The 22,342-nt window shown below is 66.2% G+C and carries 16 protein-coding genes; 10 read left to right on the forward strand and 6 right to left on the reverse strand.

The window, feature by feature from the left end; genetic code table 11:
* Genes V9L17_RS07190 through hemL form a run of 4 tightly spaced genes read left to right on the forward strand, consistent with a single transcriptional unit; the run spans position 1 to position 4,359 of the window.
* Positions 1-933 (forward strand): uroporphyrinogen-III synthase, encoded by a 933-nt coding sequence (locus V9L17_RS07190; RefSeq protein WP_337350939.1) that lies wholly within the window; start codon positions 1-3, stop codon positions 931-933.
* Positions 930-1,913: a porphobilinogen synthase gene (gene hemB, locus V9L17_RS07195; protein ID WP_337350940.1), complete on the forward strand. Its 984-nt coding sequence runs from the start codon at positions 930-932 to the stop codon at positions 1,911-1,913. The genes V9L17_RS07190 and hemB overlap by 4 nt, the downstream gene beginning before the upstream one ends.
* Complete coding sequence (locus V9L17_RS07200; RefSeq protein WP_337350941.1) at positions 1,910-3,022, forward strand: LLM class flavin-dependent oxidoreductase; 1,113 nt, start codon at positions 1,910-1,912, stop codon at positions 3,020-3,022. Before hemB ends, V9L17_RS07200 begins: the two co-directional genes overlap by 4 nt.
* Before the next feature lie 5 nt (positions 3,023-3,027).
* Positions 3,028-4,359, forward strand: coding sequence for a glutamate-1-semialdehyde 2,1-aminomutase (gene hemL, locus V9L17_RS07205; RefSeq protein WP_337350942.1), 1,332 nt, complete (start codon positions 3,028-3,030; stop codon positions 4,357-4,359).
* A gap of 104 nt (positions 4,360-4,463) precedes the next feature.
* On the opposite strand, the gene V9L17_RS07210 is transcribed toward hemL, so the two are convergent.
* From V9L17_RS07210 to V9L17_RS07225, 4 genes are all read right to left on the reverse strand, one after another.
* Complete coding sequence (locus tag V9L17_RS07210) at positions 4,464-5,201, reverse strand: amino acid ABC transporter ATP-binding protein (RefSeq protein ID WP_337350943.1); 738 nt, start codon at positions 5,199-5,201, stop codon at positions 4,464-4,466.
* A complete protein-coding gene (locus tag V9L17_RS07215) occupies positions 5,198-5,962 on the reverse strand; it encodes an amino acid ABC transporter permease (protein WP_337350944.1) in 765 nt (254 codons plus the stop codon). Before V9L17_RS07215 ends, V9L17_RS07210 begins: the two co-directional genes overlap by 4 nt.
* Before the next feature lie 17 nt (positions 5,963-5,979).
* The gene (locus V9L17_RS07220; protein WP_337350945.1) at positions 5,980-6,915 is read right to left on the reverse strand and encodes an ABC transporter substrate-binding protein; all 936 of its coding nucleotides are present in this window, start codon (positions 6,913-6,915) and stop codon (positions 5,980-5,982) included.
* A 308-nt stretch (positions 6,916-7,223) separates the two neighbouring features.
* Positions 7,224-7,934 (reverse strand): 3'-5' exonuclease, encoded by a 711-nt coding sequence (locus V9L17_RS07225; protein WP_337350946.1) that lies wholly within the window; start codon positions 7,932-7,934, stop codon positions 7,224-7,226.
* A 131-nt stretch (positions 7,935-8,065) separates the two neighbouring features.
* On the opposite strand from V9L17_RS07225, the gene V9L17_RS07230 reads away from it, so the two are divergent.
* From V9L17_RS07230 to V9L17_RS07240, 3 genes are all read left to right on the forward strand, one after another.
* Positions 8,066-8,482 carry an MGMT family protein gene (locus V9L17_RS07230; protein WP_337350947.1) on the forward strand — a complete coding sequence of 139 codons (417 nt, stop codon included), beginning with the start codon at positions 8,066-8,068 and terminating at the stop codon, positions 8,480-8,482.
* A 77-nt stretch (positions 8,483-8,559) separates the two neighbouring features.
* Positions 8,560-11,883 (forward strand): ATP-dependent helicase, encoded by a 3,324-nt coding sequence (locus V9L17_RS07235; RefSeq protein WP_337351033.1) that lies wholly within the window; start codon positions 8,560-8,562, stop codon positions 11,881-11,883.
* Positions 11,880-15,389: an ATP-dependent helicase gene (locus V9L17_RS07240; RefSeq protein WP_337350948.1), complete on the forward strand. Its 3,510-nt coding sequence runs from the start codon at positions 11,880-11,882 to the stop codon at positions 15,387-15,389. Before V9L17_RS07235 ends, V9L17_RS07240 begins: the two co-directional genes overlap by 4 nt.
* Here V9L17_RS07240 and V9L17_RS07245 read toward each other — a convergent pair.
* The gene (locus V9L17_RS07245; RefSeq protein WP_337350949.1) at positions 15,376-16,707 is read right to left on the reverse strand and encodes a macrolide 2'-phosphotransferase; all 1,332 of its coding nucleotides are present in this window, start codon (positions 16,705-16,707) and stop codon (positions 15,376-15,378) included. The genes V9L17_RS07240 and V9L17_RS07245 overlap by 14 nt on opposite strands.
* A gap of 148 nt (positions 16,708-16,855) precedes the next feature.
* Here V9L17_RS07245 and nudC point away from each other — a divergent pair, with 148 nt between their 5' ends.
* The 3 genes from nudC to V9L17_RS07260 all read left to right on the forward strand — a co-directional run bounded on the left by nudC (position 16,856) and on the right by V9L17_RS07260 (position 20,739).
* Entirely contained in the window at positions 16,856-17,878 is a 1,023-nt protein-coding gene (gene nudC / locus V9L17_RS07250; RefSeq protein WP_337350950.1) for an NAD(+) diphosphatase, read from the forward strand.
* A gap of 63 nt (positions 17,879-17,941) precedes the next feature.
* Positions 17,942-20,089, forward strand: a complete 2,148-nt coding sequence (locus V9L17_RS07255; RefSeq protein ID WP_337350951.1) for an ATP-dependent DNA helicase UvrD2 — start codon at positions 17,942-17,944, stop codon at positions 20,087-20,089.
* Entirely contained in the window at positions 20,086-20,739 is a 654-nt protein-coding gene (locus V9L17_RS07260; protein WP_337345734.1) for a M48 family metallopeptidase, read from the forward strand. Before V9L17_RS07255 ends, V9L17_RS07260 begins: the two co-directional genes overlap by 4 nt.
* Before the next feature lie 21 nt (positions 20,740-20,760).
* Here the strand turns inward: V9L17_RS07260 and V9L17_RS07265 are convergent, their stop codons facing one another.
* Positions 20,761-22,227, reverse strand: a complete 1,467-nt coding sequence (locus V9L17_RS07265) for a zinc-dependent metalloprotease (protein ID WP_337345735.1) — start codon at positions 22,225-22,227, stop codon at positions 20,761-20,763.
* Positions 22,228-22,342 lie beyond the last annotated feature (115 nt).

Consider the following 22,342-nt stretch of genomic DNA (forward strand, 5'->3'; position numbering starts at 1 on the left):
ATGGCGGGCCAGGACAAAAGTTCCCAGCAGGACCTACAGCCGCTCGCGCACGCCCGGGTCCTGATCACCCGCAGCCCGGAACGGTCGCCGACGCTGGTCGCGGCACTTGAGAACGCGGGTGCCGAGGCGCTGCTGCTGCCGCTGATTGATTTTGAGCGAGCCGCGGACCAGCACTCCCTGGACGTCGCCTGTGATGCGCTGGCTGCCGGGGCCTTCGACTGGCTGGTGGTCAGCAGCGCCACCACGGTCCACGTCCTGCGCGATAAAGCCGCCGAGCGTGGCCTGACGCTCAGCGATTGGTTGCCAGCCACGACCAAGGTGGCTGCCATTGGCCAGGCCTCGAAAGGGATGCTCGAATCCGCAAGCGTTCCCGTGGCACTCACTCCGGCGGCTGCCCAGTCAGCAGCCGGACTGCTTGACGTGTGGCCCGCCGGGGCCGGACGGGTGCTGCTGCCACAGGCCGATATCGCGGCCCCGCGCCTCGCTGACGGGCTGAGGGCCTCAGGAGCGTCCGTGACTGTCGTCATTGCCTACCAGACCGTCGATTTCCCGGCGGATGCAGAACGGAGGCTGGCCGTCGATCCGTTGGCTGCCGACCCCGGGAAAAACAGCACCGCTGCACGCGTGGCCGTGCCGCCGTCGTACTCGATGCTGACTACGGAAGCCGCCCGGGCCCAGATTGCGGCGGGCCGGCTCCACGCCGTTGTGGCGGCCTCGCCCAGCGCCGTACGTCGCATTAGTGCCGCACTTTCCCCGCTCAGGGACTGCCGGCTGGTCGCGATCGGACGTTCGACGGCGGACGAAGCCTCAGCCCTCGGACTCGATGTTGCGGCCGTCGCGGCTGAGCCCACCCCCGCCGGACTCGTTGCCGCGGTTTGCGAAGCCCTGGATTCCCCGACCCAACCCGGACCACCTGTGGAGGACACACGATGAGCTTTCCCAATCAACGGCCCCGACGCCTCCGCACTACACCGGCGATGCGCCGGCTCACCGCGGAAACGCGGCTGGCCGCGGCCGAGCTCATCCTGCCGGCCTTCATCCGGGAAGGGCTCACCGAACCCAACCCCATCACGTCCATGCCGGGCGTGGTCCAGCACACCACGGACACCCTCAAGCGCGCTGCCGCCGAAGCCGTTGAACTGGGACTCGGAGGCATCATGCTCTTTGGCATTCCGGCGGTCCGGGACGCCGAGGGCACCGCCTCACTGGAACCGGACGGGGTGCTGAACAAGGCCATCCGGGACGTCCGCGCCGAAGTGGGTGACGGCCTGGTCATCATGAGTGACGTCTGCCTGGACGAGTTCACCGACGATGGGCACTGCGGCGTGCTCGATGCCGACGGATACGTAGACAACGACCGCACCGTGGAGATCTACGCTCGGATGGCGGTGGCACAGGCCGATGCCGGCGCCCATATGCTGGGCCCGTCCGGAATGATGGACGGCCAGATCGCTGCCATCCGCCAGGCTCTGGACGAAGCCGGACACAGCACCACCGCGGTGATTGCCTACGCAGCCAAGTACGCCTCCGCCTTCTACGGTCCCTTCCGCGAAGCCGTTGACTCCCAGCTGAAAGGCGACCGGCGGACGTACCAGATGGACGCCGGAAACCGGCGGGAGGCCATCCGGGAAGTGGAACTGGACCTCGCCGAGGGGGCTGACATCGTGATGGTGAAACCGGCCATGAGTTACCTGGACATCGTGGCCGACGTCGCCGCCATGAGCCCGGTTCCCGTGGCCGCCTACCAGATCTCCGGGGAGTACGCGATGATCGAAGCCGCCGCGGCCAACGGCTGGATCGACCGCCGTGCCGCCATCACCGAGTCCGTGCTGGGCATCCGGCGGGCCGGTGCGAACATGGTGCTGACCTATTGGGCTGCCGAGCTCGCCGGCTGGCTGAAGGAAACCCGGTGACTTCGCAGCCGGATTCTTCCCCGACCGCGGGTCCCACCGCGCCGGTAGCCGCTGACCGGATCCTGCTGGGACTGAACACCTTTGGCGACGTCGGCGAGAATCCGGACGGCAGCCCGCAGCCGCACGCCCAAGTGCTGCGCCAGCTGCTCGATCAGGCGGAACTGGCTGACGCCGTCGGACTCCACGCATTTGGCGTGGGGGAGCACCACCGCAAGGACTTCGCCGTCTCGGCCCCGGAGGTTTTCCTCGCAGCCGCAGCGGCCCGGACCCACCAAATCCGGCTCGGATCTGCCGTCACGGTCCTGAGCTCGGATGACCCCATCAGGGTATTCCAACGGTTCTCGACCGTTGACGCCCTCTCCAACGGCCGGGCTGAGGTGATGCTGGGGCGCGGGTCCTTTGTCGAATCATTCCCGCTGTTCGGCCTGGACCTGGCGGACTACGAGGTCCTGTTCGAGGAGAAGCTTGAGCTGTTCGACAAGGTGCGGTCCCAGCAGCCCGTCCACTGGGAGGGCCGGACCCGCCCGGCGCTGCATGGCCTGAGCGTCTACCCGCCGCTGGAACACCACCTGCTGCCCACGTGGATAGGCGTCGGGGGGACCACCGAATCAGTCCTTCGCTGCGCGCAGTACGGGTACCCCATCATCTTTGCCATCATCGGAGGGCAGCCGCGCGCCTTCCGCCCGCTGGCGGACCTTTATCGGGAGGCGATGTCCCAATACGGACACCCCCTTCAGCAGGTGGCAACCCACTCGCCCGGCCACGTGGGGGAGACTGACGAACAGGCCCGGGAGGAGTTCTTCCCCCACTGGCTCAAACTGCGGAACAGAATCGGCGCCGAGCGCGGCTGGGGACCCGCCGGGAAGCCGGAGTTCGACGCCCTCTGCGCGCCGGAGGGTGCCCTGTACGTGGGGTCGCCGGATACCGTGGCGCGCAAGATCGTGCGGCTGAAGGCGGACCTGGGGGTGGACCGATTTGACCTCAAGTACAGCAGCGGCCCGTTGCCGCACTCGGCCATGATGCGTTCCATCGAGCTTATGGGCACGGCGGTGGCGCCCCGCGTGTCGGAACTGCTCGGTAACTCACGTGCCGGCGAACTGAAAGAATAGGAACCATGACTTCCAGCAATCCTCGCAACGAGGAACTCTTCGACCGCGCCCGGCGGCTGATGCCCGGCGGCGTGAACTCTCCTGTCCGGGCCTTCGGCTCCGTCGGCGGAACCCCGCGGTTCATGGTATCCGCCAGCGGCCCGTACCTCACGGATGCCGACGGTAAAGAATACGTTGACCTGGTCTGCTCCTGGGGCCCAGCGCTCCTCGGCCATGCGCACCCCGCCGTGTTGGAGGCCGTCCATGCCGCAGTGGACCGCGGCCTGTCCTTCGGCGCCTCCACGCCGGATGAGGCCAACCTTGCAGCCATCGTGCAGGAACGCGTCCCGGCCGCGGAACGCGTCCGGATTGTGTCCACCGGCACCGAGGCCACTATGACGGCCGTCCGCCTGGCGCGTGGATTCACGGGTCGCAACCTGATCATCAAGTTCGCAGGCTGCTACCACGGCCACCTCGACGGGCTCCTCGCCGCGGCCGGTTCAGGCGTCGCCACCCTGGCGCTGCCCGGTTCGGCCGGCGTCACCGAAGCCACCGCTGCTGAAACCCTCGTCCTGCCGTATAACGATCTCGCCGCCGTCGAGGCCGCCTTTGCCAGCCACGGCGCCAACATTGCCGCGGTCATCACCGAAGCCGCCCCTGCCAACATGGGTGTGGTGACACCCGCCGAAGGGTTCAACCTGGGCCTGTCCCGCATCACCCGCGAACACGGCGCGCTGCTGATCGTCGACGAGGTGCTGACCGGATTCCGGACGGGCTACTCCGGCTACTGGGGCCTCACCGGCGGCGCCTCCGATGCTGCCGAGCCGTGGACCCCTGACCTGCTCACCTTTGGAAAGGTGATCGGCGGCGGGATGCCGACGGCGGCACTGGGCGGGCGTGCCGACGTCATGGATTACCTCGCTCCCGTCGGCCCGGTCTACCAGGCCGGAACGCTGTCCGGGAATCCGGTAGCCATGGCCGCCGGCGTCGCCACGCTGACCCACGCCACCCAGGAGGTCTACTCGTTTATCGATGCGAGGTCGCTGGAACTTTCCTCGGCGCTGTCCGAGGCCCTGGACTCCGCCGGAGTGGACCACTCGATCCAGTTCGCCGGAAACCTGTTCTCGGTCGCGTTCGGAACGTCGGCCACCGGCGTCCACAACTACGCCGATGCCCAAGGCCAGGAAACCTTCCGCTATGCGCCGTTCTTCCACTCCATGCTGGAATCCGGGGTCTACCTGCCGCCCTCCGTGTTTGAGGCCTGGTTCCTCTCGGCCGCCCACGACGACGCCGCCATGAACCGGATTTTCGACGCCCTCCCTGCCGCCGCAAAGGCAGCCGCCGCCGCGCAAGCCTAGCTCCGGCGTCGTTCTTTAAAACCAAAAATCCCCGCCTCCCGGACAAATCCCCGCTGCAAGCAAGGGGGATAAGTCCGGAAGGCGGGGATTTTCTGTGGGTGCCGCTAGAGGACGTCCGAGAGGAAGCCTTTGAGCCGGTCCGTGCCGGGGGAGCTGAAGATCTGTTCGGGCGGACCCGACTCGACCACCACGCCGGCATCCATAAACGTCACGGTGTCTGAGACGTTGCGGGAGAAGCCCATCTCATGGGTTACTACCACCATGGTCATGCCACCCTTGGCGAGATCCGCCATCAATGCCAGGACTCCCTTGACGAGTTCGGGATCCAATGCGGACGTGGCTTCGTCGAAGAACATCACCTCGGGCTTCATGGCGAGGGCACGGGCGATCGCCACGCGCTGCTGCTGGCCGCCCGAAAGGTTGGCCGGACGCGCGTCAGCCTTATGCTTTAGCCCCACGAGGTCCAGTTGCTCCAGGGCCTCGGCATGCGCCTGGTCCTTGGGCAGCTTCCGGAGTTTGCGCAGAGCCAGCGACACATTTTCCACAACGGTCTTGTGCGGGAACAGGTTGAACTGCTGGAACACCATGCCGATCCGCTGGCGCAACTCGTCCGGGTTGTCCTTCAAGACAGAGCGGCCGTCCAGGAGGATATCGCCCTGGTCCGGCTCGATCAGTCGGTTCATGACACGCAGCAGCGTGGACTTGCCGGAGCCGGACGGACCGATCACCGAAGCCGTGGTGCCCTTCTCCACATGGAGATCGATGCCGCGGAGCACGTGGTTGTGGCCGAACGAGAGGTGCAGGTTCTTGCCGGTCAGGGTGCCGGAGGTAAATTCCGTCATGCCTGTGCCCCCTTGCCGATAGGTGCTGCCAACTCGTCCGGTTCCTTCTTCTCCGGCCTGCCCGTACGGAGCCGGTTATCGATGAAGTTCACGAAGTGGGTCAGCGGAACAGTAAGGATCAGGTACAAGAGGCCAGCGGCCACCAGCGGGGAGAGGTTCCCCGAGTTGGCCATGGCGTCGTTTCCGATCCGGAAGATCTCGCGCTCGGAGGCGGCCAGGCCCAGCATGAACACCAGCGAAGAGTCCTTGAGCAGGGAGATGAACTGGTTCACCAAAGCAGGCAGCACCCGACGGATGCCCTGCGGTACCACCACCAGACGCATCGAACTGCCGTAGCTGAACCCCAGAGCCCGGGATGCCTCCAGTTGCCCCTTCTCCACGCTCTGGATGCCCGAACGGAAGATCTCACCGATATAAGCGGCCGCGATGAGCGTCAGCGCCAGTACTCCCAAGGGGTACGGGTTCCTCGAGCCCGTCAGCTCCCGGGCGAGCGGGCTGAGGCCTATCCCGATCACCAGGATCACCAGGATGGCCGGAAGGCCACGGAAGATGTCCGTGTAGATGCGCGCCACCCAGCGTGCCCCGGCGTTGCGGGAAATGCCCATCAGGGCAAGCGCCAGGCCCAGCAGGGAGCCCAGGACAGCAGAGGTCACTGCCAGGATGATCGTGTTGGGCAGGCCAACCATGATCAGGGACGGCAGGACCTCCGCCATGGCACCCCAGTTGAAGAAGGTGTCGGCAAGTTGTTCCAGTGTGTCCATAGGGGCAGCGGCCCGGATCAGCTCTGGGGAACCGTGGCAGCCTTGCTGCCCGGCTTCCAGTCGCTCGGCATTTCGCGGTCCGGGTACCATTCCTTGGTCAGCTTGGACCAGGTTCCGTCTGCGATGACTGCATCAAGGCCCGAGTTCAGGGCATCGATCAGCGGCTTGTTGTCCTTGTTCACGGCGTACGCAGTGAAGTTCTGGGTGTTGACAACCGATTCGGCGATGACGGTGCCGTCGCCTTCCTTGACCTGGCCGGTGGCCTGCTGCGACGGAGCAACCCAGGCGTCGACCTGGCCGTTGCGGACGTTGGCGTACACGGTGTTGTAGTCCGGGAAGCGGATGGGTTCAAGCTTCAGCGTGTTGGTGACATAGTCATCCTGCACGGTGCCCTGGACCACTCCGATGCGGAGGCTGTCGTCGAGGTCTGCGAAGCCCTTGACGTCGCCGTCGGTCTTGGCCACCACGGCCATGAAGCCGAAGTCGTAACCGTTGGTGAAGCCGACGTTTTCACGGCGCTTGTCCGTGGTGGAGATGGAGGAGGATCCGACGTCGAACTGCTTGTTCTGGACCTGGGAGAGCAGGGCGGAGAAATCGGTGGCAACGAACTCCACCTCAAGGCCAAGCTTCCCGGCTATTGCGCGCAGCAGCTCGTTGTCGTAGCCCGTGAACTTGCCGGAGGGGTCAAGGAAGATGTTTGGCGGGGCATCGGAGAGCGTGCCCACTTCAAGTTTGCCTTCGGTGTTCAGCCCAAGTTTGGCCTTGTCGATCTGGTCGATCGGGGTGACATCAGCGGTGGTGTACTTGTCCAGCGTCTGCTGATCGCTGCCGGCCAGGGCGTCCGTAGGGGTGCCGGCAGGCTGTGAGGAAGCCCCGCCGCAAGCCGCGAGGGAGGCGGCCAGGGCGATAGCCACAGGAACGCTGGTCAGCCATTTCATGGCTTTCGATTTCATCAGGTAGTCACTTTCATCTGAGTCATAAGTTCATCCCGGCCGCACAGCTGCACACGTCTCGCCGGGGGTCTGCCGCGCCAAGGGGACTGACGCTCAGGGCAGGGGACCGCAAAACTTAATCATCTCACTAAGGACTAAATCGGCGGATAGGTGAAGATGGGACGGTCAGGCGTACGTCTAGTCGAATATTGATCGGCCAGGCCGAGCGGGGGCCCTTGGCTGGGCTCGTCGCCGCCGCCATCGCCGAATCACCGGCTGGTCACCGCCTTCCATGCCGTAGGCGGCAATAAGTGTGAGTTAGCTCGCAGCTAGAAGTCGCCGCGACTGGCATCTTCCGGCGGCAGCACCGGCCAGTCGCCTTCGATGACGGCTGCAGGCTTGGTCTTCCGCAGGTATCCCTGGAAATCAGCTGCCTGGCTAACGGCCCAGTCCACCTGGAGCTGATGAAGCTGGCTGGCCGGCATCCGCAGCTTGGGGAACTTGCCCGCCATCGCATCCAGCACCCTGAGCGTGGCCAGGGCATCCGCTGTGGAGGTGTGGGCGTTGTCCAGGTTGACCCCATACTCCTCGCACAGGGCGGTCAGCGTTCGTTTGCCCTTCCGGTACCGGTCCACCTGCTTGTTCATGATGTAGGGATCCAGGACCGGGAACCGGCTCAGCTGCTTCACGCCATACCTCGCCGATTCGGCCGCCAGCACGGTGAAGTCGTAACTGGCGTTGAATGCAATCACAGGAACGCCGGCATCAAAAAGCTCCTGCAGGACGGTGGCGAGCTCCCTGGTCACCTCATGCGCTGGCCTGCCTTCACGCCTTGCCTGCTCGGTGGTGACGCCGTGGACGTCGCTTGCTTCGGTGGGGATCTCGACCCCTGGGTCTGCCAGCCATTCGTGTTCCTTGATGACATCCCCCTGGTGGTCAACGACGGTCACCGACGCCGTGACGATGCGTGCAGCGCGGGAGTTCCGGCCTGTGGTCTCGAGGTCGAAGGCTGCGCGGGGGAGGGTGTTCCAAGTGCTCATGCTCCCACGCTAGCGGCCGGCACTGACAGTCTCCGGCAGCGCCCTCGGCGGGTCCGGGATTTCGTATCGTGCGGGGCTAGGGTGGGCACGGCATCGGCTAAGCGGACCCCTGGCACCGGTACGCTGGATCCATGCGGACGGAGTATGTTGAGGCGGTGCTGGCCGTGGTGGAGCTGGTGCCCCGGGGCGCCGTCGTTGCCTATGGCGACATCGCCGAACTGCTGGGAGCAGGCGGACCGCGGCAGGTGGGTGCTGTCATGAGCCACTACGGCAGCGGCGTGCCGTGGTGGCGGATCCTCAAAGCCAGCGGGCAGGCTCCCGAAGGCCACGAAGCCGCAGCTCTTCGCCACTACCTGGACGAAGGAACGCCCCTGCTGGGCAGCCACGACGAATTCCTTCGCACGGGTGAAGGCCGCTGGCGCGTCAACCTTGCCGCGGCCCGCTGGACTCCCACAGACGCCGAATTCGACCAGCTGGACGCCATTGCGGACCGGCTCGAGCGTGGGCTTCATAAATTGTCCGTGGCTGATGATGAAATGTCCGTGTGACGCTAACAAGCCTGCAGACGGACCTCCTGCCCGACTCCCCTGTCGACTACGTCGATGCCGCATATCCTGCAGCGGACCTGGCCGCACCGGGCCAGCGTGAGAACGGGACCGGCCTCCGGCTGCTTCCGCCCCGCCGGCTGCAGGGCTCCATCCCTCTGCTTACAGCCGACCAGCAGGCCGCCGTGGAGGTCCCGCACGGCTCCGGGCCGGTCCTGGTTCCAGGAGCGCCAGGGACCGGCAAGTCCACTGTCCTGATCGAGGCGGCCGTCCGCCGGGCCCTCCACGAAGGCGTGGACCCTGAACGGATCCTGATCCTAGCGCCGGGCCGGCTGGCGGCAGACTCACTTCGTGACCGCTTCACCGCCAGGCTGGATCGGAGCCTGAGCACAACGCCGGCCAGGACCTGGGCCTCCTATGCCTTCGATCTGATCCGCCGGGCCAAAGCGGAGGGCATCCTGCCGCTCCCGCGGCCGCCGCGCCTCCTGTCCGGACCGGAGCAGGACCTCATCATCAAGGAGCTTCTGGAAGGGCACGCCCTTCCAGGGCTGCAACTGCCGTGGCCTGCGGACCTGGGCGCTGCGCTGGAGACCAGGGGATTCCGTCACGAAGTCCGCCAGCTCTTTGACCGGATCATCGAATCGGGCAGGACAGCCGAAGATCTCGAAGACCTTGGCCGCCGCTGCGGCAGGGAGGACTGGATCGCTGCCGCGGCGCTTTATGCCGAATACCGGGACGTCCTGGACCTCCGTATGCCTGAGGCCTTCGACCCCGCTGGAATCATCACCGCTGCCCGGCAAATCTTCCAGGATGCGCCTGACTTCCTCGCCGCTGAACGCGAACGGCTGCAGTTGCTGCTGGTGGACGATATCCAGGAAGCTAACCCGGCTGTTTTTGAGCTGCTCGCGGACATCGCGGCGGGCAAAGACTGCTTTGTGACCTCTTCCCCGGACACCGTTGTGCAGGGTTTCCGTGGAGCCAGGCCCGATCTTGTGGCCGAGCTTCCCCGGCTGCTCTCCGGCGGCAAAAACGCCTTGGAACGGCCGCTGTGGTACACGCACCGGCACGCGCCCGCCGTCGCGGAGGCATGGCTCGGGGTTGCCGGCCGGATCTCACAGCGCGCAGGCGGCCGGCTGGCCCGTCGGCTGGAGCAGCAGGATCCCGGCAGCCGACCCCCCAGGCAGGGTGCCGTCGAAGCCCACCTCGTGCCCTCACCGGTCCATGAACTGCGCTATGTCGCCCAGCGGATCCTGGACCAGCACATTAGCCACGGCCGTGCCCTCGCCGAAATCGCTGTCATTGTCCGGAACGGAGGCCAGCTCAGCGAGCTTCAGCGCTACCTTTCAGGGCAGGGGATCCCCGTCCGGGTTCCCGTAGCGGAGTCTGCCGTGCGTGACGAAGTTGCCGTACGCCCGCTTCTGGACGCCTATGCGATCGCCCTGGATCCTGACCTGCTGACCCCTGAATCGGCTGTTTCACTGCTCACCTCGCGGATCGGCGGAGCAACATCGATTGAATTGCGCAGGTTGAGGCAGTCGTTGCGGCGTGAAGAACTCGAAGGCGGCGGCGGCCGCACCAGCGACGCCCTGCTGGTCGAAGCGCTGCTGGAACCCGGCGCCCTGGCCACGTTGGGGATGGAAGGCAGGGCGGCGCGCCGAACGGCGCGAATGATCCAGGCCGGACGTACTGCCATCACCCAACCGGGAGCCAATGCGGAGTCCGTGCTCTGGGCTCTGTGGCACTCCACCGGGCTGGCGAACGCGTGGACAGAAACTGCGCTCACCGGCGGTCCCCACGGCGCCCGCGCCGATCGGGACCTTGACGCCATGATGGCGCTCTTCCATACTGCGGAGCGCTACGTGGACCAGATGCCCGGTGCGGGTCCGGAACAGTTCCTGGAGTACCTCCTGAACCAGGAGCTTCCCATGGACACCCTGGCAGCAAGGGCCCAGGTGGATGACGCCGTCGAACTGATGACCCCCGCCAGCGCCGCAGGCAGGGAATGGCCCGTGGTAATCATTGCAGGGCTCCAGGAAGGCGTGTGGCCCAATACCAGGCTCCGTGGAGAGCTCCTGGGCAGCACCCTTTATGCCGACGCCGTGGAGCATGGCGTGGAATACGCGCTGCAACTTGACCCGCTGAGCCGGCTGCGGGACATCCGGTATGACGAACTCAGAAGCTTCTCAACGGCCATCTCCAGGGCGCAGGACCTCCTGATCTGCACGGCCGTCTCGTCCGAGGACGACCAGCCCTCCTCGTTCCTCGACTACGTTGCGCCGCTGAGCCCCGGCCAGGAGGGCCGCGGCTTCACCCCGGTGGAACGGCCCATGACGCTCCGAGCCCTCGTCGCGGAGCTCCGGCAGTACGCCCAGCTCGACGGCGCGTACGCTCCGGAAGCCGCGGAGGCGGTCAGGGTCCTTGCCCGCCTGGCGGCGGCCAACCCAGCCGTTCCCGGCGCCCATCCGGACACCTGGTGGGGCCTGGCTCCCCTGACCACGACGGAATCAGTCGTGCCGCCCGGTGGAACGGTCTATGTTTCGCCGTCGAAGGTGGAAGCTGTCCAGAAGTCCCCACTGGATTGGTTTGTGCAGGCGGCCGGTGGCGAGGCCGCGACTGATTTTGCCCGAAGCCTGGGCACCCTGGTCCATGCCATTGCGCAAGACCTGCCGGACGCCTCCAGCAGCGAATACGTCACCGAGCTTGTCCGGCGATGGCCCGCGCTTGGTATGAAGGACAACTGGGAAGGCCGGCTCGATTTCCAGCGTGCCGAGGCCATGGTCCGCAAACTCGCCCAGTACGTGCTGGTGATGCGAAGCGAAGGGCGCAGCCTGTTGGGAGTGGAACAGGACTTTGCGGTTCAGCTCCCGGATGTGATCCCGGCAGGGAGCATGGCCAGCGACTATCCCCTGGAACCGGGGCCAGCGGGCGACGACGGCCAAGCCGCGTCGTCGGAGGACCAAGCCCGGTCAGCGGTCCTTCGCGGCCAGGTTGACCGGCTCGAGATCGACTCCGAAGGAAGACTCGTGGTCGTGGACCTGAAGACCGGAAAAAGGCAGCCCGGCAAGACCGAACTTTCCCGGCATCCCCAGCTCGGGGCCTACCAGGCCGCCGTCCTTGCGGGCGGATTCGACGATGCTTCCGGGGTACCCGGACAAGCCATGCCCGGCGGTGCCGTGCTGGCCCAGCTGGGGACGGGAACCAAGGGTCCCGGCGTCCAGCAGCAGGAATCGCTCGACCCCCGGGACAACTGGGCCCTTGACATGGTGAACGGCGCGGCGGCAGTGATGGCGGGCAGCGTCTTCGAAGCCCGGCACGACCCCGCAAAGGGCGGGCACGGCGGTCACGGCTGCAGGCTTCCCGAAGTCTGCCCCCTCTGCGTCCGCGGAAAGCAGGTAACAGAATGACCCAGGCAACTGGCCTTCCCGAACCCCGGTTCAGTCCGGAACAGCTGTCCCGCCTCATGGGTGAAAAAAACTCACCTACAGCTGAACAAGCCGCGATCATTTCCTCGCCCCTGACGCCGCGATTGGTTATTGCCGGCGCAGGATCGGGCAAAACAGCCACCATGGCTGACCGCGTGGTCTGGCTGGTAGCCAATGGATGGGTCAGGCCCGAGGAAGTCCTCGGGGTCACGTTCACCCGGAAGGCTGCCGGTGAACTCGCCACCCGGATCAGGGCCAAGCTGGCGGTTTTGCAGCGCATCGCTGCAGAGGACACGGGAAACGCACTGTTCCCCGAAGGCCTGCTCAGCAGCGACGCACTTGAGCCAAAAGTATCCACGTATCACTCCTTTGCCAGCGGCATCGTGTCCGACTACGGGCTCAGGCTGGGAGTGGAACGCGACGTCGTGCTGCTGGGTGGCGCCCAGGCCTGGCAGCTCGCCAGCGAGGTGGTCGAAGCCTTCGATGGCGAGTACCGACACTTCAGCGCGGCAAAATCCACGTTGGTGAAGGCGGTCATCCAGCTTGCCGGCGAATGCGCGGAACACCTCCAGGAACCCGCGGATGTCGAGGCTTGGCTGATGGCACGGCTCGCAGAGTTCGAGAGCCTCCCGTACGTCGCTGACGGAAAAAAGAACCCGACACAGGCTGCAACGGACCTGGCCGCCATGCTGAGGACCAGGGCCAGCGTTGCGGACATGGTGGGCCGTTATTCAGCGGCCAAGCGTGCCCGCGGTGCCCTCGATTTCGGTGACTTGGTAGCCCTCGCTGCACGCGTGGCCCAGGAGGTCCCACTGGCTGCCGAGATGGAGCGCCAGCGCTACAAGGTAGTGCTCCTGGATGAATTCCAGGACACCTCGTACGCGCAGCTGGTCCTCTTCTCGCGGCTCTTCGGCGGCGGGCACGCCGTCACGGCCGTGGGGGACCCCAACCAGTCCATCTACGGTTTTCGAGGCGCCTCCGCAGGGCAGTTATTCCACTTCGTCCGGGAATTCCCCGTCCGCCTGCCCGGCCCGCAACAAGACGAAAACTTCAAACCAGCCCCTACTTCCTTCCTGACCACGGCCTGGCGCAACGGCCGGTCCATCCTCAAGGCAGCCAACGTGATGTCGGAGTCCTTGGGCAGGGCGGCCGCGCACAGGGAACCGGCCGGCACCCCAGGGCCCCGCGCCCACGGGGTACCCACCACGAACGTCCCGCCGCTCCAGCCGAGCCCGTACGCCATGGACGGACGCGTGGTGCTTGGACGGTTCGGGACCGACGTCGAGGAAGCCTCAGCCCTTGCCGAAGACGTACTGAAGTACCGGCTCACGGACTTTGAACTCAAGCCTGATGGCACCCCCGTGCCTCCTGCGCTCGCAGTGCTGTGCCGTCGCCGCGCCCAGATGGAAACCATCAGCCGGCAGTTGGAGGCCCGCGGAATCCCCTATGAGATCGTTGGACTGGGCGGCTTGCTGGACACCCCGGAAATTGTGGACCTCGTCTCAACCCTGAGGGTGCTGGCCGATCCAGGACGATCCGATTCCCTGATGCGGCTCCTCGCCGGCGCCCGGTGGCGGATCGGCCCCGCAGACCTGATGGCATTCCGCGACTGGTCGAGCCAGCTGGCACGCAGGCGCGGGCAGCCCGCCGCAGCGCGTGAAGCGGAAGCTGGAACCGCGGACGCCGGAACAGCGGACGACGACGGGCCGGTGGTGGAGAGCGATCTGACGGATGGTTCCAGCCTCGTAGAGGCCCTGGACTGGCTTCCGCGCGACGGCTGGACATCCTCACACGGAAGATCCCTGAGCGCGGAAGCGAGGGAGAGGCTCGGCCGGCTGTCGGTGGAATTGAGGCAACTGCGCGGTTACCTTGGCGATGATTTGACCACCCTTCTTGGAGAAGTGGAACGGGCCATGCTGCTGGACATTGAGGTGGCCGCGCGCCCGGGTATCACCATCCATCAGGCCCGTCGCAACCTTGACGCCTTCCAGGACGCTGCGGCCGGGTTCCTGAGAACGTCGCAGCGGGTGGACATTCTGGCTTTCCTGGCATGGCTGGAGGCTGCCGCCGCCGAGGAGAACGGACTTGACGCGCCAGCCGCGGACGTCAACCGCGAAGCCGTGCAGCTCCTGACGGTCCACGCGTCCAAGGGGCTGGAATGGGACGTGGTTTTTGTGCCCGGCCTCAACGCTGGCGCCTTCCCCAGCAGCCGCGATTCGCGGTGGAGCAGCGGGGCCGCGGCCCTGCCCTGGCCATTGCGGGGTGATCGTGCGGATCTGCCCCAGTGGGACCTCGACCAGCCTGACCAGAAGGGATGGCTGGACGCGGAGAAGGAATTCAAGTCCGCCGTACAGGCCCACGGCGAGTCGGAGGAACGGCGCCTTGCCTACGTGGCGTATACACGAGCCAAGCATGTCCTGTGGGTGTCCAGTGCCGCCTGGGTTGGTTCGCGGGCGGGCCGGTCCGAGATGTCCCCGTTCCTGGCTGAACTTGAGCCGCTGGCAGTTCGGTCCGGGGCGGGCAGAGATACGGGCGCTGCGGCGGTCCACCCTGCCTCGGTGGACGAGGCCTCCCTTCCCGAGAAGAGTCCGCTGACACTGGAAACAGAGATGGCGCAGTGGCCCTACGACCCACTGGAAGGGCCAGTGGACCCCAGGACGGGACAACGCCTTCGCCTCGTTCCCGGCCGGCGTGCATCGATGGAACTGGCCGCCTCGCGGTTGCTCGCCGCCCTGGACGGCCCAACCACGGACACGGGCCCAGCCACGGACAGGGGTCCAGCCCGGGACGGCCGCGGGCTGCGCGTCCCCGCCTCAGGGTGGGATGCTGAAGCATCGCTGCTCCTGGAACGGCGCTCCAGCCGGGCACGCGGGCAGGATGTGCACCTGCCCAGCCACATTTCGGCATCCACGCTCGTCGACCTTGGCGAAGATCCGGCGGCTGTGCTGAAACGCCTTCGGAGGCCCGTTCCCCGGGAACCGGGCATGTCCGCGCGGAAAGGTACCGCCTTCCATTCCTGGGTGGAGGAATACTTCGGTAGCGCCGGAATGCTCGACCTCGGCGACGCACCGGGACCGGACGACCACATTGATGCGGCCTACGACCTCGACGACATGGTGGCCACCTTCCGGGCGTCCGAATGGGCCAACCGTTCCCCGGCATTTGTTGAAGTGCCTGTGGAGACCCGCGTGGGAGACGTGGTGGTCCGCGGCCGGATCGACGCTGTTTTCCGTGACGCGGACGGCCGGTGGGACCTAGTGGACTGGAAGACAGGCCGCCGTCCAGCCGCCGCCCACCTTAAAGCCAGGTCGGTCCAGCTTGCGGCCTACCGTCTTGCCTGGGCAAGGCTGAAGGGCATCGGGGTGGACGAGGTACGGGCAGCGTTCTTCTACGTGGCCGACAACCAGGTGGTCCGCCCGCACGACCTCGCGTCGGCCGCAGAGTTGGAGGCGATGGTGTCGGAGTCCTACTCCGTCACGGCTTCTTGACGTCGATGACGGTGATGGCCGCCGTGGAGGTGTCGTCTGTCGACGGCACCTTTGCCGGCGGTTCAGCCGGGGTAGGCTCCTCGTCCTGCGCGGGTTCGTCCTGCGCGGGTACGTCCTGCTCGGGTACGTCCTGCTCGGGTTCGTCGTCCGGGATCGGTGACACCTGGACGGCAGGCAAGACCGGGGCGGGAATCGGGAGTACCGTCACGGGCTGAACGATCCCAGGCGTTACCCCGGCGACCCCGTGCTGTCCGGCTGCCGGGCCCTGTGCCCTGCAGGGAGCCGCGGCACTGTCCCCGGAGCCGCCGTCGGCCGTGTCCGTCCAGGCTGTAACTGTCCCTGCGGCAGCGGTGCCCGCCGGAGCTGCGGGGGAGGGGAGCGGCTCAACGCTGATGGCCTGCCCACCGTGCTCGGCGATGTCGCTGGCGAGGGTTTCCAGCATGCCCTCCGCCTCGGAAATCATCGCCTCATCGCCAGCCGCGATGCCTTTGACGAGGTACTGCGCCAGGGCGAACTCGGCGGACAGTGCGGCCCTTCGCAGCAGGTGCTTGTCCGGGGCGTCCCGGCGGCTGTCGGTATAGCTGCTCAGGACAGTGTCCACGAAGTCCTGTTCGTTGGAGGCCACCAGCCAGGCGAAGTCATCGGCGGGATCACCGATCCGCAGGTCTGTCCACCCGGTGACGGCTGTTACCCGGTGGCCCTCCACCAGGAGGTTATCTTCGTGCAGGTCGCCGTGGACCACGCAGGGGTTGAAACGCCACAGGGATACATCTTCCAGCGCGTGCTCCCAACGGCGCAGGAGGGACGGCGGGATCTTGCCTGTGGTTGCGGCCTGGTCCAATTCGTTCAGCCTGCGCTGGCGGAATTCGTTGGGTGTGTAGCTGGGCAGGTCCGCATTGCTGACCAGCGCATGGGGCAGGTCGTGGATCGCGGCCAGTGCCACGCCGATTTCACGCGCGAGTTGCTCGGGGCCGGCTGTAAGTTCCTCCACGCTCCGGGTGGAACCGGCCAAGTGGGAGTATACGAAAGTGCTGAGGGCGCCCAAGCGCACGCTACCGGCAACCGTGGGCATGAGAAAGGGCAACTCGGCCCGGATGCCCGGGGCGAACGCGCGCAGGACCAGGAACTCCGTCTCCAGCCGGGCGCTGGCTTCAGCGTGCCGCGGCGACCTCACCCTCCAGCGCTTTCCTTCCGAATCGAGGAGCAGCGCGGTGTCGAAGTCGGCGGCATCATCCGGAGCGGAACTGACCGCAGTTGGAGTCAGCCCGGGGACTGCCGCTGTTGCCACGGCTGCCAGTTCGATCGGTTTTCTTCTCACCGTTCCACGGTAGATTGACACGCGTCCAAGACAACGGTGCGCCAGCGGCGAGTCTCCAGATATGCATCAAATCTCTGCCTGTAGCCACGGGACCTGTCCCTGGCCTCCCTAAATATCAATTGTCGGCCCGAGTCAGTACGGTGGACTCATGAGTCATGCGGAGTCCGCTACACCGGCCTACCGGACACCGGCAGTCCGGTTGCCCGCCAACCACCTGTTCGATACCGTGCTTCCCGTCCGTCCAGCGATGATGGATCGGGGCTCTGCAGCCCGGACACGCCCGGGCATGGTGGATGAGCTGCTTGGCCGAGACGGCACCATGGCGGTGGTTCTGTCGGGTCGGCAGGCCCTCGTGACCGGAAACAGCCTGTACCTGGCTGCCGCCTCCCGGCTGGTAAAGAACCTTGAACACCTTGGAGCCGCGCCGGAGCATGTCATCTATCTGGGCGCCGCCCTGGACGGTTCGGACCTGCCGGAAGGGACCGAGCTTCTCCTGGTGGTGCTGGAAAATGCCGCAGCACCGGGCACTGCGGGAATACCCGCCAATGCCTATTGGGTGGGCTTCCGGGACATTGCTGCCGAACTAAATCCCACGGACACGGCCCTCTTCGTTGAAGCAAGCGCCATCGCCAACTGGCACTCCGGACACACGCACTGTCCGCGGTGCGGCGCTCCCACGGTTGTGGAGTCCGGGGGATGGATGCGCCGCTGCCCGCAAGATAACTCCGAACACTACCCGCGGACGGATCCTGCCATCATCGTCACCGTTGTAGGCCCGGACGGGAGGCTGCTGCTGGGTGGGGGCGGCCCGCTGGATGCCAGGAACTACTCAACCCTCGCCGGGTTCGTTGAACCTGGGGAGTCACTCGAGCAGGCCGTGGTCAGGGAAATCCATGAGGAAGTCGGTGTCAGGGTTTCCGCCTGCCAGTACCTGGGCTCTCAGCCCTGGCCGTTCCCAGCCTCCCTTATGCTTGGATTTACGGCTATCACCGCGGATGCCGAGGCAACGCCCGACGGCGTGGAAGTCACCAGGGCGCGCTGGTTCAGCCGGGAGGAACTCCAGCAAGCAGTGCTTACCGGGGAGATCACCATCTCCAGCCGCCTGTCCATTGCCCGTTCGCTGATTGAGCACTGGTACGGCGGACGAATCCTGGACCGCGCCGACGCCTGAACGCCGGGCAGAATCCACCGACCAGACTCCAGCACCAGGTAGTCGAGACAACAGAGCAGCAGAGTGACTACAGAGAATTTTGACAGTGCAGTGGACAGTTCAGCGTCCCTTGAGGACCGCATCCTGGGTGGCCTGGACGCCGAACAGCGGGAAGTTGCGAGCACACTCAACGGCCCGCTATGTGTGCTGGCCGGCGCCGGTACCGGAAAGACGCGGGCCATCACCCACCGCATCGCCTATGGCGTGCACTCGGGGGTTTACAGCCCGCAACGTCTCCTGGCAGTGACCTTCACCGCCCGCGCCGCCGCCGAAATGCGAAGCAGGCTGCGGGACCTCGGCGTGGGCAATGTGCAGGCCCGGACTTTCCACGCGGCCGCACTCCGGCAATTGCAGTTTTTCTGGCCCCAGGCTGTTGGCGGCACCCTCCCCAATCTCCTGGACCACAAAGCCCAGATGATCGCCGAGGCCGCCCGCCGCCTGCGCCTCAGCACGGACAGGGCTTCGATCCGGGACCTCGCCTCGGAAATCGAGTGGGCGAAAGTTTCCATGCTGACCCCCGCCAACTACTTGGAGAACGCCCAGGACCGGGGTACTCCCGGCGGGTTCGACCTCACCGCCGTGGCCCGGGTCTTCCAGTCCTACGAGGACGTCAAAACCGACCGCAACGTCATCGACTTCGAGGATGTCCTGCTGATCACCGTGGGCATCCTGCAGGAGGACCAGAAAGTGGCCGCCACGGTGCGCGAACAGTACCGCCACTTCGTGGTCGACGAGTACCAGGACGTTTCCCCGCTCCAGCAGCGACTCCTTGAGCTGTGGCTTGGCGGCCGCGACGAACTCTGCGTTGTGGGTGACGCGAGCCAGACCATCTACTCGTTCACTGGCGCGTCCCCGAAACACCTGCTGGGTTTCAAGGCAAGGTATCCGGAGGCCAACGTGGTCAAGCTGATCCGGGACTACCGCTCCACGCCGCAGGTGGTCAAACTTGCAAACGACCTCCTCGCGGGCCGCCGAAGCGGCGGACCCGTGGCGGACGCAGCTTGGGCCGCGCCGCTGCAACTGGTGGCCCAGCGTCCGGCGGGCCCGGTTCCCCAGTTCACGGAGTGCTCCGATGACGAGGCAGAAGCGGCCACGGTGGCGCTTAAGGTGCAGGCACTGCTCGACGCCGGTACGCCGGCAAGCCAGGTAGCTGTCCTCTTCCGCACGAACGGCCAGTCCGAAGCTTACGAGCAGGCACTGGCTGCCGCGGGCATTGGTTATCAGCTGCGCGGCGGTGAACGCTTTTTCGCCCGCAAGGAAGTCAGGGACGCCATCCTCCAGCTGCGGGCTGCAACCAGGGCTGTGGCGGAAACTGGCACTCCGGAACCGTTGGGGCAATTGGTACGGGACATCGTGGCCTCGCTGGGTTATACCGACTCTCCACCGCACAACGGCGGGGCTCTGCGGGAACGCTGGGAGTCATTGGCGGCACTGGTTGCCCTCGCCGACGAACTGGTCCAGGTACGGGGAGACCAATTCAGCCTCGCGGATTTCGTCAATGAACTCCAGGAACGCTCACTCGCACAGCATGCCCCCACCGTTCAGGGCGTCACACTGGCCTCGCTGCACGCCGCCAAAGGCCTGGAGTGGGACGCCGTGTTCCTTGTTGGCCTTTGCGAAGGGCTGATGCCGATCTCCTTTGCGGACACCCCGGAAGCGGTGGATGAGGAACGGCGGCTCCTTTACGTCGGAATCACCCGCGCCCGTGAGCACCTCTTCCTGTCCTGGTCCACGGCGCGGACACCCGGCGGCAGGGCAAACCGGAAGCCGTCCCGTTTCCTTGACGGTCTTCGGCCGGATTCCGTGGCCAGTTCCACCGCCCGCGGCAAGGGAGCTGCGCCCAGCCGGAAAGCTGCCAAGCCTGCCACGTGCCGGGTCTGCGGCAGCATGCTGGCAAGTGGCGCCGAACGCAAGGTGGGGCGCTGCAACGACTGCCCGCCCAGCTACTCGGAACAGACCTTCGACGCCCTCCGGCACTGGCGCAAGGAAGTTGCGCTGTCTGCCGAAGTCCCGGCTTTTGTGGTGTTCACCGACGCCACCCTGACCGCCATTGCCGAGGCCCGGCCGTCGTCGCTGGAGGAACTGGCCTCGCTCGCCGGCGTCGGCCCGTCCAAACTTGAACGCTACGGTGAGGACGTGCTGAAGGTCCTCGTCGAAAGCACCACACTGTGACCCCGCCGTCGAAACACCGAAAGGGACCGCAGCTGACCACGGCGGACGGCGCGCCCGTGGAAGTCCGGCGGTCAGCGCGGCGCACCCGGACCGTCGCTGCATTCTGGGAGAACGGCACAGCTGTGGTGGCAATACCGGCCCGTTTCACGGCTGCCCAGGAATCCGAGTGGGTTCATCGCATGCTGGAGAAGCTGCACCGCCAGGGCACCCGCCGTGCGCAAAAACGCCGGCACCAACCTGCCACGGATGCCGGGCTTGCGGCCCACGCCGCGGACCTGTCCGCCCGCTACTTCGGCGGCCGGGCAGTCCCGACGTCGGTCCGCTGGGTGAGCAACCAGAACTCCCGTTGGGGGTCAGCGACGCCGTCCGAAGGCACCATCCGGCTTTCCGACAAGCTCCGGGCCATGCCACAGTGGGTGATCGACTACGTGCTGCTGCACGAACTGGCCCACCTTCTGGTGGCCGGGCACAATGCCGCCTTCTGGAAGTTGCTGGAGGCTTATCCGGAAACGGCGCGGGCCAAGGCATTCCTGGAGGGCGTCTCGTTCGCCACCTCCCGCGGCCTTGTGGCCGGTCCTGATGGCGGGGTGTCCCACGTGGAGGGCGACACACCAGGCCAGCCCGCCCTGTTGCCGGGCGACGCCGACTAGGTTCGGCCCGGGAGCAGGCTCCTAGCCCTTTGGCTGGTCGCCGCCCTCAGTCTGGCCCTCAGCGTCGTCGCCCTTGCTGCTTTCGTCGCCGGAATCAGTGTCTGTACCACGTCCGGCGTCCTCGCCGCCCTGTTCGGGTGCGGTGTCGAAGCCACCATTGAGCAGCTTCTGCAGGGCATCGTCCACTTCACTGTCGCTGGCTTCGGCCAGCTTGCGACGGCCGCTGAATCCCAGCGGATCGTCGAGGTCCTCGGCAGTGGGCAGGAGGTCGGGGTGGTGCCAGATGGCGTCGCGCCCTTCGATCCCGCGTTCCTTCTTGAGGGCCGCCCACAGAGTTGCGGCCTCGCGCAGCCGGCGCGGACGCAGCTCAAGACCCACCAAGGACGAGAACGCGTGCTCGGCGGGACCGCCGGTGGCGCGGCGCCGACGGACCGTTTCACGAAGCGCGCCCGCTGAGGGCAGGAGCTTCTCGGTAGCTGCGGCGGTGAGTTCATCCACCCAGCCCTCCACAAGGGCGAGGGCAGTTTCAAGCTTTTCCAGTGCCTGCTCCTGGGCCGGCGTCCGTTGCGGCATGAACACGCCTTGCGAGAGTGCCTCCTGGATGCCTTCCGGGTTGCTTGGGTCCAGATCCCGGGCCAGCTCTTCAATCCTGGATGTGTCGATGTGGATGCCGCGGGCGTAGGCCTCGATGGCACCCAGCAGGTGGCCTCGCAGCCAGGGAACCTGGACAAAGAGGCGGGCGTGGGCTGCTTCGCGGACTGCCAGGAACAGCCGAATGTCGTTCTCCGGCAGGCTAAGGCCCTCACCGAACTTGGCCACGTTGGCCGGAAGCAAAGCCATCTCCAGGTCGGCCAGCGGAACGCCGATGTCCGTGGAGCTCACGACTTCGGCTGACAGCGCTCCGATGGCCTGCCCGAGCTGCATGCCGAAGATCGCACCGCCCATGTTCTGCAGCATGGACGAGGCGCCGCCCATCATGGATTTCATCTCTTCGGGCATCTGTTCGGTCATGGCGCTGGACAAGGCGTTGGCGATGCTGTTGGCGACGGGTTCCGTCAGCCGCTTCCACGTTCCCAGGGTTGCCTCCACCCATTCCGCGCGGGACCAGGCGCGGCCGATCAGGCCGGTAGCGGGCAAGTCCGTGACCGGATCCAGCCACAGTTCGGCGAGGCGCAGGGCCTCGTCCACCTCGCGGGACTGCAGTGACGTGACGGACGGGTCAGCGCTGCTCGCTGCAACCCGCCGGGCGTTCTCGTGGGCGAGCTGCCAGTTGACGGGGCCCTCGGAGGGCGCGCTCATCATGGCCTGGACCTGGGAAAACATCTGGGCCAGGAGGTTGGGGTCGTCAGGAAGGCCCGCTGCCTTCGCGAGTTCGGCGGGGTCGATGTTTTCCATGCCCTTGCCGCCCATGAGGTTCTGCAGCATTTCCGTCAACGGATCCTTGGGGGCGTCATCGCCGTTGGACGGATTGAGTGGGTTGGAAGTCATGATTACGCCGATCGTCGGTGTGACTGCTGATCAACTTCACGGTACCCCGGGCGGCGGCGGCTGTCTGCCGGACAGTGCTGACGTTCGCTGTAGGCAAAGAGCTTGCTGCCAGACG

The sequence above is a fragment of the Pseudarthrobacter sp. CCNWLW207 genome (assembly GCF_037203945.1).
Classification (GTDB): Bacteria; Actinomycetota; Actinomycetes; order Actinomycetales; family Micrococcaceae; genus Arthrobacter.

Coding starts and splice junctions, on each gene's coding strand:
- V9L17_RS07190 (WP_337350939.1), top strand. CDS start 1: ATGGCGGGCCAGGACAAAAGTTCCCAGCAGGACCTACAGCCGCTCGCG.
- hemB (WP_337350940.1), top strand. CDS start 930: ATGAGCTTTCCCAATCAACGGCCCCGACGCCTCCGCACTACACCGGCG.
- hemL (WP_337350942.1), top strand. CDS start 3,028: ATGACTTCCAGCAATCCTCGCAACGAGGAACTCTTCGACCGCGCCCGG.
- V9L17_RS07210 (WP_337350943.1), bottom strand. CDS start 5,201: ATGACGGAATTTACCTCCGGCACCCTGACCGGCAAGAACCTGCACCTC.
- V9L17_RS07215 (WP_337350944.1), bottom strand. CDS start 5,962: ATGGACACACTGGAACAACTTGCCGACACCTTCTTCAACTGGGGTGCC.
- V9L17_RS07220 (WP_337350945.1), bottom strand. CDS start 6,915: ATGAAATCGAAAGCCATGAAATGGCTGACCAGCGTTCCTGTGGCTATC.
- V9L17_RS07225 (WP_337350946.1), bottom strand. CDS start 7,934: ATGAGCACTTGGAACACCCTCCCCCGCGCAGCCTTCGACCTCGAGACC.
- V9L17_RS07230 (WP_337350947.1), top strand. CDS start 8,066: ATGCGGACGGAGTATGTTGAGGCGGTGCTGGCCGTGGTGGAGCTGGTG.
- V9L17_RS07240 (WP_337350948.1), top strand. CDS start 11,880: ATGACCCAGGCAACTGGCCTTCCCGAACCCCGGTTCAGTCCGGAACAG.
- nudC (WP_337350950.1), top strand. CDS start 16,856: ATGAGTCATGCGGAGTCCGCTACACCGGCCTACCGGACACCGGCAGTC.
- V9L17_RS07265 (WP_337345735.1), bottom strand. CDS start 22,227: ATGACTTCCAACCCACTCAATCCGTCCAACGGCGATGACGCCCCCAAG.